Source organism: Roseateles sp., assembly GCF_047654805.1.
Classification (GTDB): domain Bacteria; phylum Pseudomonadota; class Gammaproteobacteria; order Burkholderiales; family Burkholderiaceae_C; genus Pelomonas.
The window spans coordinates 3,517,548-3,533,429 of record NZ_JASGIV010000001.1 but is presented as its reverse complement, the minus strand read 5'-3'; the positions used below and the strand labels follow the sequence as shown (position 1 = coordinate 3,533,429).

11 protein-coding genes are annotated in these 15,882 nt (G+C 67.3%); 6 read left to right on the top strand and 5 right to left on the bottom strand.

Annotated elements, in window-relative coordinates; genetic code table 11:
- The first annotated feature begins 4 nt into the window (after positions 1-4).
- Entirely contained in the window at positions 5-634 is a 630-nt protein-coding gene (locus QM732_RS15985) for a response regulator transcription factor (protein ID WP_415657094.1), read from the top strand.
- On the opposite strand, the gene QM732_RS15980 is transcribed toward QM732_RS15985, so the two are convergent.
- Genes QM732_RS15980 through xdhA form a run of 3 tightly spaced genes read right to left on the bottom strand, consistent with a single transcriptional unit; the run spans position 635 to position 4,997 of the window.
- Positions 635-1,216 (bottom strand): peptidoglycan recognition family protein, encoded by a 582-nt coding sequence (locus QM732_RS15980; RefSeq protein ID WP_415657093.1) that lies wholly within the window; start codon positions 1,214-1,216, stop codon positions 635-637.
- On the bottom strand, positions 1,213-3,531 hold the full coding sequence (gene xdhB, locus QM732_RS15975) for a xanthine dehydrogenase molybdopterin binding subunit (RefSeq protein ID WP_415657092.1): 2,319 nt from the start codon (positions 3,529-3,531) through the stop codon (positions 1,213-1,215). The genes QM732_RS15980 and xdhB overlap by 4 nt, the downstream gene beginning before the upstream one ends.
- On the bottom strand, positions 3,528-4,997 hold the full coding sequence (gene xdhA / locus QM732_RS15970; protein ID WP_415657091.1) for a xanthine dehydrogenase small subunit: 1,470 nt from the start codon (positions 4,995-4,997) through the stop codon (positions 3,528-3,530). The genes xdhB and xdhA overlap by 4 nt, the downstream gene beginning before the upstream one ends.
- A 39-nt stretch (positions 4,998-5,036) precedes the next feature.
- Here xdhA and guaD point away from each other — a divergent pair, with 39 nt between their 5' ends.
- The 5 genes from guaD to QM732_RS15945 all read left to right on the top strand — a co-directional run bounded on the left by guaD (position 5,037) and on the right by QM732_RS15945 (position 11,598).
- Positions 5,037-6,344 (top strand): guanine deaminase, encoded by a 1,308-nt coding sequence (gene guaD, locus QM732_RS15965; RefSeq protein ID WP_415657090.1) that lies wholly within the window; start codon positions 5,037-5,039, stop codon positions 6,342-6,344.
- Between the two features lie 175 nt (positions 6,345-6,519).
- A complete protein-coding gene (locus QM732_RS15960; RefSeq protein ID WP_415657089.1) occupies positions 6,520-8,460 on the top strand; it encodes a prolyl oligopeptidase family serine peptidase in 1,941 nt (646 codons plus the stop codon).
- Between the two features lie 11 nt (positions 8,461-8,471).
- The gene (locus QM732_RS15955; RefSeq protein WP_415657088.1) at positions 8,472-8,663 is read left to right on the top strand and encodes a hypothetical protein; all 192 of its coding nucleotides are present in this window, start codon (positions 8,472-8,474) and stop codon (positions 8,661-8,663) included.
- A gap of 97 nt (positions 8,664-8,760) precedes the next feature.
- Positions 8,761-9,507, top strand: coding sequence for a winged helix-turn-helix domain-containing protein (locus QM732_RS15950; protein WP_415657087.1), 747 nt, complete (start codon positions 8,761-8,763; stop codon positions 9,505-9,507).
- Positions 9,508-11,598 (top strand): PAS domain S-box protein, encoded by a 2,091-nt coding sequence (locus tag QM732_RS15945; RefSeq protein WP_415657086.1) that lies wholly within the window; start codon positions 9,508-9,510, stop codon positions 11,596-11,598. It abuts the gene before it with no gap.
- Here the strand turns inward: QM732_RS15945 and QM732_RS15940 are convergent.
- Both QM732_RS15940 and QM732_RS15935 read right to left on the bottom strand, forming a co-directional pair.
- A complete protein-coding gene (locus QM732_RS15940; protein WP_415657085.1) occupies positions 11,584-14,934 on the bottom strand; it encodes a putative bifunctional diguanylate cyclase/phosphodiesterase in 3,351 nt (1,116 codons plus the stop codon). The two genes, QM732_RS15945 and QM732_RS15940, sit on opposite strands and share 15 nt — an antisense overlap.
- 36 nt (positions 14,935-14,970) lie before the next feature.
- Positions 14,971-15,753, bottom strand: a complete 783-nt coding sequence (locus QM732_RS15935; RefSeq protein WP_415657084.1) for a Crp/Fnr family transcriptional regulator — start codon at positions 15,751-15,753, stop codon at positions 14,971-14,973.
- Positions 15,754-15,882 lie beyond the last annotated feature (129 nt).

Here is a 15,882-nt window from a genome sequence, read left to right as displayed (position 1 = left end):
TGTGATGCGGATTTTGCTGGTCGATGCTTTTCCGATGGTGCGCGCGGCACTCACCGGCCTGGTCGAACAGCATTTCGTCGGCGCCCGGGTGCAAGGCGTGGACAGCGTTGCTGCCGCGCGCGCCGCGCTGGCGCAGGACATTCCCCGCCTGGTGCTGCTGGATCTGCATATGGACGGCGGCTTCGAACTGCTGCAGGAGATCCATCGCGAGCATCTGCTGTTGCCGGTGGTCGTCATATCCGGCAGCGACGATACCGAGGAGGCTCTTCAGGCGCTGGGTGCCGGCGCGATGGGCTATGTGCCCGAGCGAAGCGACCTGAACACGTTGGTGCAGGCCCTTCACCTAGTGCTGGCCGGCGGTACCTATGTCCCGCCATTGAAGCCGCGCGCCGACGAGGCGCCCAGGCCCGCAGAGTTGGCCGCTCGAGTGTCCGACTGGGCGGATCTGCCGCTGACGCCGCGCCAGAAGCATGTGCTGCATCTGCTGACGCAGGGCCTGTCCAACAAGTTGATTGCGCGTGAACTGGGCGTCAGTGTGGAGACTGTGAAGGACCATGTCGCCGCAGTGCTTAAGGCGCTTGGCGTCACGTCGCGCACGCAAGCCGTCGTCGTCGCGACGCAGAAGCCGCGCTGACTACAGGCGCTTGCCGACCTCGGCCTTGAACCAGCCCGTCGCCAAGTAGGCGTCGTAGAAGTTCTTGCCCGGGCACACCGTCTGCTTGCTGAAGTCCTTGTGGCTGGCGATGGCGTTCACGCCCAGCCGGTGCTCGCGCGCCAGCCATGCGGTCAGCTCGACGGCAGCGTCCAGCTGCCCTGGCGTGGGTTGCTGCTCCTCGAAGTTGCCCAGGAGCATGACCAAAGCATGGCCGCGCGGGTCGTACTCGGTATTGGTGTCGCCGGCCTGTGCCAGCGGCCGTGCCGCGTAGATGCGGCCATCCGGCGCGATGACATAGTGGTAGGGGATGTCGGCCCAGTGCTTGGTGTTTCGTGACCACTGCTGCAGCCGGCGCAGATAGGCCGCAACGTCCGTTCCGTCCTTCCAGATCTCACCCTGGTGATGGAGGGTGATCTTGCTGATCTGCTGCGCCGGCGCCAGAGTGCCGGACGAAGTGCCGCCCCAGGCATCGACGCTGACGATCTGTGGGGAGGGCGGCTTGACGGTGGCGCAGCCCGTGAGGGCCAGCAGCAGGGCGGTAGTGCAGACGGCGAGTTTCATCGCACAGAGTCTATTGCGCGCAGCACCGCCTCCGCCGTTGCCGGAGCTTGCAGCGACGGGTCGCAGCGCTGCGGCCCGCAGGCCGCGCAGGCATCCTTGATCGCAAGCAGCGCCGCGAAACCCAGCAGCAGTGGAGGCTCGCCCACGGCCTTGCTGCGGTGGATGGTTTCGCTGGTGTTGGCGATGCCGAAGAGCTCGGTGCGGAATTCGGGTGGGCAGTCGTTGGCCGTCGGGATCTTGTAGGTGCTCGGAGCGTGCGTCGTCAGCAAGCCTGTCACCGGGTGCCAGACCAACTCCTCCATCGTCAGCCAGCCCATGCCCTGGATGAAGCCGCCTTCGATCTGGCCGATGTCTATGGCGGGATTCAGACTCTGGCCCACGTCGTGCAGGATGTCGGCGCGGACGATGCGGCTTTCGCCGGTCAGCGTGTCAACCAGGGCCTCGCAGACAGCACCGCCCCAGGCGTAGTAATAGAACGGGTGGCCTTGCAGCCTGGTCTTGTCCCAGTGCAGGCCGGGCGTGGCATAGAAGCCGTCGCTCCACAACTGGATGCGCTTCAGGTAGGCCGCTGCAACGAGGTCGCCGAAGGCGACGCTCTGGCCACCTCCGCTGACCTGGCCGGCTTCGAAAGCGACCAGCTCGGCCTCGCAGCCGAAGCGCTCGGCCGCGAGGCCGGCGAGTCGCTGCCTGATCTTGCGTGCCGCATCCTGTGCGGCCTTGCCGTTCAGGTCGCTGCCGGTGGATGCCGCCGTGGCCGAGGTGTTGGCGACCTTGCTGGTGTCGGTGGCCGAGCAGCGTACCGATGCCAGCGGCAGGCCCAATTCATGAGCGACAACCTGAGCCACCTTGGTGTTCAGCCCCTGGCCCATCTCCGTGCCGCCGTGGTTCACGAGCACGGAGCCGTCGGTGTAGACATGCACCAGCGCGCCGGCCTGGTTCAGGTGGGCCACATTGAATGAGATGCCGAACTTGACCGGCGTGAACGCCAGGCCTCTCTTCAGCACCGGGCTGCTGGCGTTGAAGGCGGAAATCTCGGCGCGGCGTTCGGCGTAGCGGCTGCTGGCCAGCAGTTGCGCCGTCAGCGGTTGGGCGTGCAACTCCTCGACCCGCTGGCCATAGGGAGTCATATCCCGTCCTGCTGAGTAGAAATTGCGTTGGCGCACCTCGGCCGGGTCCAGCCCCAACCGGCGTGCGATGCCGTCCAAGATCATCTCGACGGCGATGGCGCCCTGCGGACCCCCGAAGCCACGGAAGGCGGTGTTGCTCTGCGTATTGGTCCTGGCGCAGAAACCATGCATGGCCACATGGGGCAGCCAGTAGGCGTTATCGAAGTGGCACAGCGCGCGGGCCATGACCGGCGCGGACAGGTCGGCGCTATGGCCGGCGTTGGAGATCAGGTCGATCTCGGCGGCAAGGATGCGACCGTCGGCGTCGAAGCCCACGTCCCAGCGGTAGTCGAAGCCGTGTCGGCGGCCGGTGACGAGGAAGTCGTCATCACGGTCCACGCGCAGCTTGACGGGCCTCTTCAGCTTCAGCGCGGCGATGGCCGCGACGCAGGCGAACAGCGCGGACTGTGATTCCTTGCCGCCGAAGCCTCCGCCCATGCGCCGACACTGCACGGCCACGCGGTGCGCGTGCCAGCCCAGGCAATGGGCCACCAGCTGCTGCATCTCGCTGGGGTGTTGCGTGGAGCAGTGCACCAGCAAGCCTTCGCCGCCCTCCTGCGGCACGGCCAGGCTGATCTGGCCTTCCAGATAGAACTGCTCCTGGCCGCCCAGGCTCCAGCTGCCCTGCAGCCGCTGCGGCGCATTGGCCAAGTGCTCGCCCGGCTCACCGCGCGTCAGGTGCATGGGCGGCAGAACATACTGGCCCTTTGCATGGGCATCGAGCGCAGTCAGTACAGGCGGCAACGGCTCCGCCTGGATTGCCTGCTTGGCCAGCGCCGCTGCGCGACGGGCCATTTCACGGTTCGTCGCGACGACTGCGAACACGGGCTGGCCGACGTAGCGCAATTCGCCGGCGGCAAGGATGGGGTCGTCATGCAGCAACGGGCCGCAGTTGTTCTCGGCGGGGATGTCGGCCGCGCTGAGCACCGCGATGACGCCGGGCATGCGCCGGATGTGCTCAAGGTCGATGCCCAGCAGCCTGCCGTGCGCGATGGGCGACAGGCCCAGCGCCGCATGCAGCGTACCGGCGGGCTCGGGCAGATCGTCCGTATAGGGCGCTGCGCCACTGACATGAAGGTGGGCTGACTCGTGCGGCGTCGAGCGGCCAACGACGGGATGCAGCGCTGGCAGGGCTTCGGGCTTGTTCATGCCGGCACCTCCTGCAGTGAGGGCCAGATGCCGATGGGCGCGGCGCCGTCGGTTTCCAGCCACAGCTTGATGAACAGGTTCTGCGCTACCTTGAGCCGGTACGCGCTCGACGCGCGCATGTCGGTCATGGGCGTGAAGTCCTGCGGCAGGGCGGCTGCGGCGGCCAGCGCGGTGGTCTCGCTCCAGGGATGACCGACGACTGCGGCTTCGGCGGCAGCAGCACGCTTGACGATCGCGGCCATACCGCCGAAGGCGAAGCGGGCCTCGTGCACGATGCCGGCATCGACGCGCAGGGCCAGCACGGCGCAGACGGCCGAGATGTCGCTGTCGTGGCGTTTGGCGATCTTGTGTGCGCTGAACTGCCAGTCGCCTGTCGGCAGCGGAACATGCAAGGCCTCGACGAACTCGCCGGGCTGCAAGTCCTTCTTCATGTAGTCCAGATAGAAGTCCTGGAGCTTCAGCCGGCGTTGCTGTGCGCCGCGGCGCAGGATGACGTCAGCGTCTAGCGCGATCAGCGCCGGCGCGCCATCGCCGATGGGCGATCCGTTGGCGATGTTGCCGCCCAGCGTACCGGCGTGGCGCACTGGTGGCGACGCGAAGCGCAGCCACAGCTCACGCAGTCGCGGCACTGCGGTGGCTAGTGCGGCCCAGCTGTCTTCCAGTGTGGCGGCGGAGCCTATCCACAGCCAGCCGCCTTCCTCGTGGATCTCGCGCAGTGCCGCGACGCGGCCGGTGTAGATGACGTCCCCCAGGTCGCGGAACTGCTTGTTGACCCACAGACCGACGTCGGTCGAGCCGGCCAGCAACGTCGCTTGGGGATGGGCTTCGCGTAGCCGGGCCAGCTCGGCGATGGTCCGCGGCGCATGGAAGCGGGCGCTGCCGTGGACGTAGTCCAGCGGCGCGTCGGCGGCCAGGGCCTGCAGCGCCGCGGCGATGGGAGCGCGGTCCAGGCAGCGAACGGGGCCGTCGAACATCCGTTCGCCAGCATCCAGGATGGGTCGGTAGCCGGTGCAGCGACACAGGTTGCCGGCCAGCGCATCGGCCAGTTGCTGGCGAGTGGGCTTGGTGCCCGCGGCCTGGTGGGCCTCGTAGCAGGCTGTCAGGCTCATGACGAAGCCAGGTGTGCAGAAGCCGCACTGCGAGCCATGGCAGTCCACCAGCGCCTGCTGCGCGGGGTTGGGGATCTCGGGGCCGCCCAGATCTTCCACGGTCAGCAGCATGCGGCCGTCCAGAGTCGGCAGGAACTGCGTGCAGGCATTGACGTTGCACAGCACCAACTCGCCATCGGTGCCCAGCTCGCCCTGGATGACAGTGCAGGCACCGCAGTCTCCCTCGGCGCAGCCCTCCTTGGTGCCGGTGCAGCCGGCGTGCTCGCGCAGGTACTGCAGCACCGTCGTCGTCGGGGGCAGGTCGGCCACCTCGACGACGTCGCCACGGTGGAAAAAGCGGATGGGTCGGGTATTCATGCTGCACCTGATTGTCGAACCTTGCCTCAGAATTGCCATATGAGTTTTACTAACCAGGAAAAATTCGCCAACAGTCAGCGCCGATGGGCTTTGCGGGGTGATCTGCTGGATTTCACGGCCGCACCACGCTGGGGTGACACGGAGTCGCCAGCTGTGCGCTTCGACCGCGATCACTGGTTGTTGATCGAGGACGGCCGCATCGTTGGCCGGCAGGCTGCCGAGCCGGACGAGAGCTGGGAGCGCAAGGACCATGCCGGCCGGTTGGTGCTGCCAGGTTTCATCGATACCCACGTGCACTGCCCTCAACTTGAGGTCATCGGCTCCTACGGCACCGAGTTGCTGGACTGGCTGAAGCGCTACACATTCCCCAGCGAATGCGCCTTTGCCGACCCGGCGCGTAGCCGCGCGGGCGCCGAGGTGTTCCTGGATGCGTTGCTGACCAGCGGTACCACTTCAGCCGTGGTCTTCCCGACGGTGCACAAGGTTTCAGCCGAGGCGTTGTTCGAGAGCGCCGCGGCACGCGGCATGCGGCTGGTCACAGGCAAGGTGCTGATGGACCGCCATGCACCGGATGGACTGCGCGATGACGTCGTCAATGCCGAGAGAGACTGCGTCGACCTCATCAGCCGCTTCCACGGCCGTGATCGCTTGGCCTATGCCGTGACAGTGCGCTTTGCGCCGACGAGCACGCCTGCACAGCTCGCGATGGCTGGTGCCCTGTGCCGGTCTGACGCCAGCCTCTACATGCAGACCCACCTGGCCGAGAACCGCGCCGAGGTGGCCTGGGTGGGCGAGCTCTTCCCGCAGGCGCGCAGCTATCTTGATGTCTACGACGACGCTGGCCTGGTGCACCCACGCTCGGTGCTGGCGCACGGCATCTATCTGGATCCGCGCGACCGTGTCGTCATTGGGGACCGTGGCGCCCAGATTGCCCACTGTCCGTCGAGCAACCTCTTCCTCGGCAGCGGGCTGTTCGAGTGGTCCGGCGCCATGTTCAACGTCAGCCTGGCTTCGGACGTGGGCGGCGGCACCTCGCTGTGCCTGCCGCGCAACATGGGTGACGCCTACAAGGTGCAGGCCTTGCGCGGCGAGCGGATGACGGCTTGGTCGGCATTGCACGCGGCTACGCGTGGGGCGGCAGAGGCGCTGCAGCTGGGTGGCGAGATCGGAGGCCTGTCGGTGGGGCAGACGGCTGACCTCTGCGTCTGGGACTGGGCCCAAGGCCCCGTGGCCGAGGCGCGCGATGCTGCTGCCCGCGAACTGCACGAGCGTGTCTTCGCCTGGATGACGCTGGCCGACGAGCGCAATCTCGCCGCCTGCTATGTCGCCGGCCGTTCCATGAAATGACGGCACCTCAGGTCGGGCCGTAAGTCAGCCTGCTCGCGATAGCGCAAGGCGGCTCAGGGGCGGCCCAGCGCTGCCATGAACCGCCTGTCCCGCGAATCCGGCGCTTCGTCACAACCGCGATGGGGGGAGCGATCGAGCTGGCTAGAGTCCAATCACCTGTTGATATGGAGACTCCATGAGCCGCCCCCTGCTGACTGTCGTCGCAACGCTCGCCCTGCTGGCGGGAACCGCCACCGCCGCCGACAAGCCGGCCGCCGCCAAGCCGGCCGCCGCCACCAAGGCGTCCAAGCCGGCCAAGCGCTACACCATTGAACAGTTCATGGCCACCGTGAACATCGGTGGCGCCAGTTTTTCGGCCGATGAGAGCCGCATCCTCTTCCACAGCAACGAGACCGGCATCTTCAACGTCTATGCCATGCCCGTGGGCGGCGGCAAGCCGGAGCAGCTGACGAATTCCAAGACCGACAGTCACTACGCCGTCGGTTTCTTCCCCAGTGATGACCGGATCCTCTATACCCGCGATCAGGCGGGCAACGAACTCAATCACCTTTATGTGCGCGAGCTGGACGGCAGCGAACGAGACCTGACGCCGGGTGACAAGCTCAAGGCCAACTTCATGGGCTGGAGCGGCGACGACGCGGCTTTCTACGTCTCGACCAATGAGCGCGATCCACGCTTCTTTGATCTCTACCGCTTCGACGCCAAGACCTATGCCCGTACGCTGGTCTTCAAGAACGAGGCCGGCTGGGAAGTCGCCGACATCAGTCGCGACGGCCGCTGGCTGGCATTGGCCAAGGTCAACACCACCGCCGACTCCGACGTGCATCTTGCTGATCTGAAGAGCGGCGAGATCAAGCACATCACCAAGCACACAGGCGTGGCTCAGTACGCGCCGCAGGACTTCACGCCGGACAGCAAAGCGCTGCTGATGACAAGCAACGACGGCGGCGAGTTCACCCGCGTCGTCGCCTACGACATCGCCAGCGGAGCGACCCGCGAGGTCGAGAAGGCCGACTGGGACGTCGCCTACACGGCCTTCTCCAAGGACGGCCGCCATCGTGTCACCGGCATCAATGCCGACGCCAGCATCGCACTGCGCCTGTACCGCGATGGCCAGCCCATCGCGCTGCCCAAACTGCCTGGCGGCGAAGTGCGGGGCGTGCGTTTCTCGGCCAGCGGAAAGCGTATGGCCTTCTACGTGAACGGCGACCGCTCGCCCAGCAACCTCTTCGTCGCCGACGTGGGCTCCAGCGCGGCGCCCCGGCAACTGACCCAGAGCCTGTCCAAGGACATCGATGCCAGTGAGCTGGTGGATGCGAGCATCGTCCGCTTCAAGAGCTTCGACGGCATGGTCATTCCGTCCGTCTATATGCTTCCGAAAGAGGCCTCGCCGACGAACAAGGTGCCGGCGATTGTCTGGGTGCACGGCGGCCCCGGCGGCCAGACCATGCGGGGCTACTCGGCGCTCATGCAGTACTTCGTCAACAACGGCTATGCGGTGCTGGGCATCAACAACCGCGGCAGCTCGGGCTACGGCAAGAGCTTCTTCACGGCCGACGACGGCAAGCATGGCCGCGAGCCGCTGTGGGATTGCATCGAGGCCAAGACCTTTCTCGCCGGCACCGGCGTCATCGACCCCGAGCGCATCGGCATCGTCGGTGGCAGCTATGGCGGCTACATGGTGCTGTCCGCCATGGCCTTTCGCCCCGAGGCCTTCAAGGTCGGCATCGACATCTTTGGCGTTGCCAACTGGATCCGTACGCTGGAGAGCATCCCGCCGTACTGGGAAAGCTTTCGCCAAGCGTTGTACCAGGAGATCGGCGACCCGGTGAAGGATCGCGAATTCCTGATGGCCACTTCGCCGCTCTTCCACGCCAAGGAGATCAGGAAGCCCTTGATGGTCATCCAGGGCGCGAACGATCCGCGCGTCATCAAGCCGGAAAGCGACGACATCGTCGCAGCGGTGCGGAAGAACAACGTGCCGGTGGACTACCTGGTGTTCGACGACGAGGGTCATGGCTTCTCGAAGAAGAAGAACCAGATCGAGGCCAACCGCCGCATGGTTGAGTTTCTGGACAAGCACCTGAAGCCGGGCGTGAGCCTGCCGGCCAAGTAAGGAGTTTCGCGATGTTCGGTTTCCTGCTCTGGTGCATTCTGTTCGTGATCTGCTGGCCGCTGGCACTGCTGGCCTTGGTGCTGTGGCCGCTGGTCTGGCTGATCACGCTGCCATTCAGGCTGCTGGGCATCGCGGTCGACGGCGCGTTCGGCCTGCTGCGGGCTATCGTCATGCTGCCGGCGCGGGTGCTGGGAGGGCGGTAGGCTCCCGCGGCGAGGCCGCCCGGCAGTCCTTCGGCCGGTGTCACGGATCGGTGCAAGAATGGCTGCCGGTCCCCAACGAAGCTGACGCGCCGACGCCGTGACGATCCAGCACATTGCCGTAGTCGACGACGAATTCGCCATCACCGAGCTGCTTGCCCACTACCTCGGCACGCATGGCTTCAGAACCACGCAGCTGCACTCGGGGCGTGCCCTGATGGAGCTCATGCCCGCAGACCCGCCCGAGCTGGTGCTGCTGGATCTTGGGCTGCCCGGCGAGGATGGCTTCGCCATCGCGCGCCAGCTGCGTGAACACTGGCGCTGCGGCCTGGTCATCATTACCGGCCGCGGTGACGCGGTGGATAAGGTCGTGGGCCTGGAGGTGGGAGCCGACGACTACGTCACCAAGCCCTTCGACCTGCGCGAACTGGTGGCCCGCATCAAGGCCGTGCTGCGGCGTATCGAGCCCACGCCGCCTGCTGTCGCTGCACTGTCCCCTCCCGCCGCGACTACGATTTCCGGGGGGCCTTGCCTGGGCTTCCTGGGCTGGCGGCTGGACCTGGCCGCCCGGCGCCTGGACGACCCCGCCGGCGCCGAGGTGAGGCTCACGACGGGCGAGTTCGAGCTGCTAGCAGCGCTGGCCCAGCACGCCGGGCGCGTGCTGTCGCGCGACTTCCTGCTGGAGCACACGCGCGGCCGCGAGGCGGCGCCGTTCGACCGCACCATCGACGTGCAGGTCGGCCGCCTGCGCAAGAAGCTGGAGGTGAGCGCGGAGAACCCCCAGATCATCAAGTCGGTGCGCGGCGCCGGCTACATCTTCATCCCGCCGGTGGAGCCGGTTTCCTGAATGGACGGCCTCCGCGCCCCAGAGCCGACGCCGCAGGTCGTGGACGACCTGGGCGTCTACCGCTCGCTGTTCTCTGCGGCGGCGGACGGCCTGCTGCTGGTGGATGCTGAAGGGCAGATCGTGCTGGCCAATCCCGCCGCCGAGGCGCTGCTGGGTTATGCGTCCGGCGAGCTCATCGGGACTGCCGTGGATGCGCTGGTGCCCGACAGCATCCGTCCCCGCCACGCCTCCTACCGCAAGGCTTACGGCCTGGCTCCGCGTCCGCGTCCCATGGGAACGCAGATGGAGTTGGTGGCCAAGCGCCGAGATGGTAGCGAGGTGATGGTGGAGATCGCACTGAGTCCACTGCAGAGCCACGGTCTGCCGTACGTGGTGGCGGCCATCCGCGACATCGGCGCCTATCCGCGCGTCAGGCAGGCCCTGCAGCGTGCGCGCCACAGTGAGCACCTGGCCGAGTTGGGGCGCCTGGCCGTCGACGAGCGCGACCCCCAGAAGCTGTTGATGCGAGTTCCCGAGCTCGCCGCCCAGGCCCTGGAGGCCGAGTTCTCCAGCGTGCTGCTGCTGGAGCCTGACCGGCTGCAGTTGCGTGTCGTCAGCCGCTTTGGCGATGTCGCCTCGCTGCCGCTGGACACTCGGCTGCCGACCGACCCGCGCACGTCGGCTGGCCATGTGCTGGCGCATGGCCAGCCCCTGGTCGTGGCCGACCTTGCGCGCGAGGACCGCTTTGAGGTGCCGCAGGCCGATCTCGACGCCGGCATGGTCAGCCTGCTGGCTGTTCCACTGTCCGATCGCGGGCGCGTAACGGGCGTACTGTGTGTGCGCTCGTGCGCCGCCGGGCACTTCGGCGACGACGATATTCGCTTCCTGCAGTCCATGGCCAACCTGCTGGCGACCTGTCTGCAGCGGGCCCAAAGCGAGGAGGCGCTCAACCACGCGCAGCGGCTGGAGAGCGTGGGGCAGCTCACCGGTGGTATCGCCCATGACTTCAACAACCTGCTCACCGTCATCCAGGGAAACCTGCAGGTGCTGGAGGAACTGCCTGTGCTGGCCGACCATGAGTTCGGTCAGCAACTCGTCAGCGCCGCGACGCGCGCGGCGCGGCGCGGCGCTGAGCTGACCGGCAAGCTGCTTGCCTTTTCGCGGCGCCAGGTGCTGCAGCCTGCCGCGGTGGACGTTGGAGCGCTGCTGCACTCGCTAGCGGACATGCTGCGCCGCACCCTGGACCAGCGCATCGCGATCGGCGTGGAGTTGGCGGGCAACCCGGCCGCCCCGTTGGCGGTGCTGGCAGACCCGGGCCAGCTGGAGTCTGCGCTGCTCAACATTGCCATCAACGCGCGTGATGCAATGCCTGACGGTGGCTCGCTGCGCTTCAGCGCCGGACCGGCAGGCGCACTGCCGGCTCAGGTGCGGCGCGAGGTCGACGACCCCAGCGCTCAGGACGAGCGCTTCTTGCGCATCGCCATCACGGACACCGGCACGGGCATGCCGGAAGAGGTCAGGGAACGCGCCTTCGAGCCTTTCTTCACGACCAAACAGGTCGGGCGTGGCACGGGCCTGGGCCTGAGTACGGTATACGGCTTCGCCAAGCAGTCGCGCGGGGCGGTGACCATCGATTCGGCGCCCGGCGCCGGCACGACGATCTCGCTCTATCTGCCCAGGCCCTGGGACCCGCAGCTGATCCGTGACGAACCCGTCGGCCAGGGCGGTGAGCTGCTGCCAGGCCTCAAGGTGCTGATGGTGGAGGACGATGCCGAAGTGCGGGCGGTGGCCCGGCAATTCCTGGACGCACTGGGTTGCGACGTGACGGCCTGCGCGAGCGGCGAGCAGGCCCTGCTGCTGCTCACCGAGGATGCCGGCTTCGACCTGTTGCTTACAGACATCGCACTGGGCGCAGGCATGCGCGGCACCGTGCTGGCCAGCCAGGCTCAGCAGCGGCTGCCGCGCCTGGCCGTCCTGCTGATGTCAGGCTTCTCGGCCGAGCTGCTGGAGGCTGACCAGAACGCCCCTGCTGGCTGGGAATTGCTGCAGAAGCCCTATTCACGGGCCGAACTGGCCCAGGCCATCGCCCGGGCGCTGTCAGGCGGGAGCTGAGGCTGCCAGCATTGCCTGCAGTGCCTCTGCGGGAGCCGGGCGGCCGAAGTGATAGCCCTGCATCTCGTCGCAATGCTGGCGCAGCAGGTGCTCTCGCTGCGCGGGGGTTTCGACGCCCTCCGCCACCACGCGCAGGCGCAGGCGGTGAGCCAGACCGATGATGGCGTCGACAAGGGCCGCGCCGTCGGGGACTTCACCGATGCGGCGCACGAAGGACTGGTCGATCTTCAGCGTGTCGATGGGGAACTGCTGCAGATAGGCCAGGCTCGAATAGCCGGTGCCGAAGTCGTCCAGCGAGATCTTGACGCCAAGGTCCCGCAGGCGCTGCAGCGTGGCCGTGCCGGCTTGAGGATTGGTCATCAGCATTCCCTCGGTGAGCTCGAGTTCCAGGTGCTGTGCCGCCACGCCGTGGCGCAACAGCGCATTGGCGACGACGATGTCGAGGTCGCCCGCGGCGAACTGCCGCGCCGCCACGTTGACGGCGATGCGTACGACGGGCTGCCCCGCATCCATCCAGGCCCGGATCTGGCTGCACGCCGAGTCGATGACCCAGGCGCCGATCTCCAGGATCAGGCTGCTCTGCTCGGCAAGAGGGATGAACTGGCCGGGCGGCACGAGGCCAGCGTCGCCGCGCTGCCAGCGCAGCAGGGCTTCGGCGCCGACGATCTGGCCGCTGCGCGCATCCACCTTGGGCTGATAGTGCAGCAGAAGCTCGTCACGCTCGATGGCCCGGCTCAGTGCCGCCTCCACCTCCAGCTTGGCCATGGCGCTGGCGTGCATGTCGCCGGTGTAGAAGCAGAACCGGTTGCGGCCCAGTTCCTTCGCGCGGTGCATGGCCGCATCGGCATTGCGCAGCAGCTCCACGGCGGTGGCGTCCTCTGCTTCGGCACAAACGCAGATGCCGATGCTGGCTGTGAGGTAGGCGTCCTGGTCGCCGGTCAGCGCGACTGGCTCGGACACCGCAGACAGCAGCTCGTGGGCACGTTCGCCGACGTCTTTTGAATCGGCGCCGTTCTCCAGGATGACGAGGAACTCATCGCCGCCCAGCCGCCCGATGAAATCCTTCTGGCGCAGCAGGGCCTGCAAGCGTTCAGCCACGCAGACGAGCAGCTCGTCACCGGCCGGGTGGCCCAGGCTGTCGTTGACGGTCTTGAAGCCGTCTAGCGCGATCACGAGCAGCGCCGGCCGGGCCTCGCGGCGGCGCGCGCGCGCCAGTACCTGTTCAAGCCGGCGCTGCAGCTGCGCCCGGTTGGGCAGCCGCGTCAGGGGATCATGGTGGAACAGCCATTCGGCCTGAGCCTCGCTGTCCTTGATTCGGCTGACGTCCGTGAACACGCCGACGTAGTGGGTCACTGGGCCGTGTTCGTCGCGCATGGCGCGTATAGTCAGCCACTCTGGGAAGATCTGGCCATTCTTGCGCCGGTTCCAAATCTCGCCTTGCCAGTGACCGGTCTGGTTGATCATGGCCCACATCTGCTCGTAGAAGGCCTTGCCGTGGCGACCGGACTGCAGCAGCTTCATGCCGGTGCCTATGGCCTCCTCTGCCAGGTAGCCCGTGATCTCCGTGAATGCGCGGTTGACCGACTGGATGCGCCCCTGGGCGTCCGTGACGATGACGCCATCGCGCATGTCCTCGAAGGCCGTGCTCCACTGGCGCATGCGTTGCTGCAGCGCGCGCCGCGCGGTGACATCGCTGGAGACGCCGTAGACGCCGATGACGCGGCCGTCGCTATCGACCAGTCGCCCCCGCGTGCAGGCGTCAACGCGCTCTCCATGGGGCGTTGTGTAGCGGGTTTCAAAGCTGACCGGCGTCGCCGAGTTCAGCGCGGCGCTGTCGTCATCAAGGAATCTGCGTACCTGCTCGATGGGGAACAGGCCCCGCGCTTCCGAGCCGATCAGCTGCTCAGGGCTGCGTCCGAGCAGACGGCACATCTCGCCGTTGGCGAGCAGGTAGCGACCCTGCAGGTCCTTGGCGAAGATGACGTCGGTTGAGCTGTTGGCGATCACTTCTGCGATCTTCCAGGCACGCTCCTTCTCCTGCAGGTCGGCCGCCCGGCGGGAGGCCACTTGCAGCTCACGGCGGCGCAGTGCAGCATAGACCACGGCGCCTGTGGCGAGTACAGCCAGCACGTTGACGAGGGACAGGGTCGCTGCGCCGGATGCGGCGCCGTCGCCTTGCAGCTTGCTGCGGGGCAGTTGCACCGCGACGTACCAGCCGGAATCCGGCAGCGCCATGGCCACGGCAGCCGTGTTCTCGCGGCCATGGGCGAGGCCGGGAAGCACCCGGCCTGCGAGGCCAGGGTTGGAAGCCAGTGACGCAAGCGAGGCCTGCAATGGCGCGCTAGCGCCGCTGGGGTGCATGACGGGTGCGTCGGAGGCATCCAGGCCCAGTGCCAGAAGGCCTTGCGCGTCAGGACGCAGCAGCAGCGTCTCTGGGCTGCCGACGGCCGAGCCCGCCATCAGTTGTGGTAGCAGCGTACGGCGCGGTGCTGCGCGCAGCACCAGGACGGCATCGGGCCGCCCCTGGTCGTCCTGCAGCGGGATGAAGAGGTCGAAGCGCAGGCTTGCCGGATCGTCCGCCCGGGCCTGGAAGTCGCTGTGCGTGACGCGCCCACGCCGCAGGGCGGCGAGAGCGGCCTCGGTCAGCGCCGGATCGAGGCCCGGCACGCCATCGTCCACAGCGCCCAGCAGTGGTTGGGCATGCTCGTCAAGTAGCAGTGCACCCGTGTAGCGGCCTGAGGCCGGCAGCATCTGGAGCTGTCGATGCAACTGGCCTGCAGCAGCGTCGTCCGGGTGGCGGCGCCAGCGCTGCAGGCTGGCGCGCAGCGTCGGGTCGGCGGCGAGCTGTCTGGCCTCCTGCATGCTGCGCTCCGCCCAGCCGCTGGCAAGGTCCGCCCTGAGCTGGGCCTCCCGGCGCAACTGGCCGACATGCTGCTCGTAGGCTTCCTGGGCCGAGCTGGAGTAGCTGACGAGGCTGGCGATGACGACAGCTGCGCACAGCAGCGCGAACACCCACATCAGGCTGGCCGAGCGGTCCTGCGGGGGCGGTGCGTCGCTGTGTGCGCGCTGCCGGCGCACGGCCACCAGGTAGATCAGCCCGCTGGTCACCAGTACGAAAGCCATGCCCTTGCCGCGGGCCAGGGCCGCAAGCGTCTCTGTATCGGTGGTGATCGACTGCAGCAGCCGGTCAGACAGAAGAATCCATGCGAGCCCCAAGGCCGCGTAGGCCAGGGCAAGTGTCAGCGGGGCGGTCAGCCACCGCCGCAGGCCGGCTCCAGCAGATCCTCCATCGTTGTCCGTGTCGGTTTCTGGATTGCGGCTCCCCGCTGGATTCAACGTTGCCTCCCCCGTCGCTGCGATCGGCGATGCACGTCAGTGCAGGCCGGCCCGCACATCGCGGCCTTCCACATAGGCGGCCAGTGCCGGGAAGTCGGGGATGCAGATGTCCCGGCGGCTTTTCTCGTTGAAGGCGATCAGCTCGGCTCGCGCAAGGCGGGACAGTACGCGGCTGACGGTTTCCAGTGTCAGTCCCAGGTAGTTGCCGATCTCGGCGCGCGTCAGGCGCAGGCTGAATTGGTCTGCCCTGAGGCCGCGAGCAGCCAGGGCATCGGCCCAGTAATGCAGGAAGGTCGCCACGCGGGCATCGGCCGGAAGCGTGCAGATGGCCATCAGCGAATCGCGGTCGCGCATCATCTCGCGACTCATGGCCTCGTGGACGACGGCCATCAGCGCGGGGTGCTCGGCGCAGGACTGCAGTAGCGCGTCGTAGCGCACTGTCCAGACCTCGGCGGTGTCCAGGGCGATGGCATCGCAGCCATAGCTGCCCTGGGCGATAGCGCTGAAGCCCAGCCAGTCGCCGCGAAAGCGCAGGCCAACGACCTGTTCGCGGCCATCGCTGGACATGCTGATGAGCTTGAAGAAGCCCGAGTTCAGGATGTGCAGCTGGTTGAAGCGTTCGCCGGCCCGGTAGATGACCTCGCCTGCATGCACGATGCGGCGCTTGGGCGCCAGCACGGTGGCGATCAGCTTGAGCGTGTCGGCAATGCGCTGCCCCTCGTCGGCATGTGCTTCGCATCGGCCCTCCGAGGCGACCGGGCGGGCGGGAGCGCGGGGGGCGAGTTGTTGCGCGGCGGGCTGCGAGGTCAGGGCTTGCATGCGTTTCTCCTGGGGGGGGCGCGTTGGATGCAGGCATGCTAGGGACGGCCTGCCAACGCATGAGCAATGCGCGGCATCGCTCGGTCGCGCTGCGTAACACTGTGTGAACCAATGGTGACGGATGGCCCA

Excerpts from the sequence above, each read along its gene's own strand:
- QM732_RS15985 (WP_415657094.1), top strand. The coding sequence starts at position 5 with ATGCGGATTTTGCTGGTCGATGCTTTTCCGATGGTGCGCGCGGCACTC.
- QM732_RS15980 (WP_415657093.1), bottom strand. The coding sequence starts at position 1,216 with ATGAAACTCGCCGTCTGCACTACCGCCCTGCTGCTGGCCCTCACGGGC.
- xdhB (WP_415657092.1), bottom strand. The coding sequence starts at position 3,531 with ATGAACAAGCCCGAAGCCCTGCCAGCGCTGCATCCCGTCGTTGGCCGC.
- xdhA (WP_415657091.1), bottom strand. The coding sequence starts at position 4,997 with ATGAATACCCGACCCATCCGCTTTTTCCACCGTGGCGACGTCGTCGAG.
- guaD (WP_415657090.1), top strand. The coding sequence starts at position 5,037 with ATGAGTTTTACTAACCAGGAAAAATTCGCCAACAGTCAGCGCCGATGG.
- QM732_RS15960 (WP_415657089.1), top strand. The coding sequence starts at position 6,520 with ATGAGCCGCCCCCTGCTGACTGTCGTCGCAACGCTCGCCCTGCTGGCG.
- QM732_RS15955 (WP_415657088.1), top strand. The coding sequence starts at position 8,472 with ATGTTCGGTTTCCTGCTCTGGTGCATTCTGTTCGTGATCTGCTGGCCG.
- QM732_RS15945 (WP_415657086.1), top strand. The coding sequence starts at position 9,508 with ATGGACGGCCTCCGCGCCCCAGAGCCGACGCCGCAGGTCGTGGACGAC.
- QM732_RS15935 (WP_415657084.1), bottom strand. The coding sequence starts at position 15,753 with ATGCAAGCCCTGACCTCGCAGCCCGCCGCGCAACAACTCGCCCCCCGC.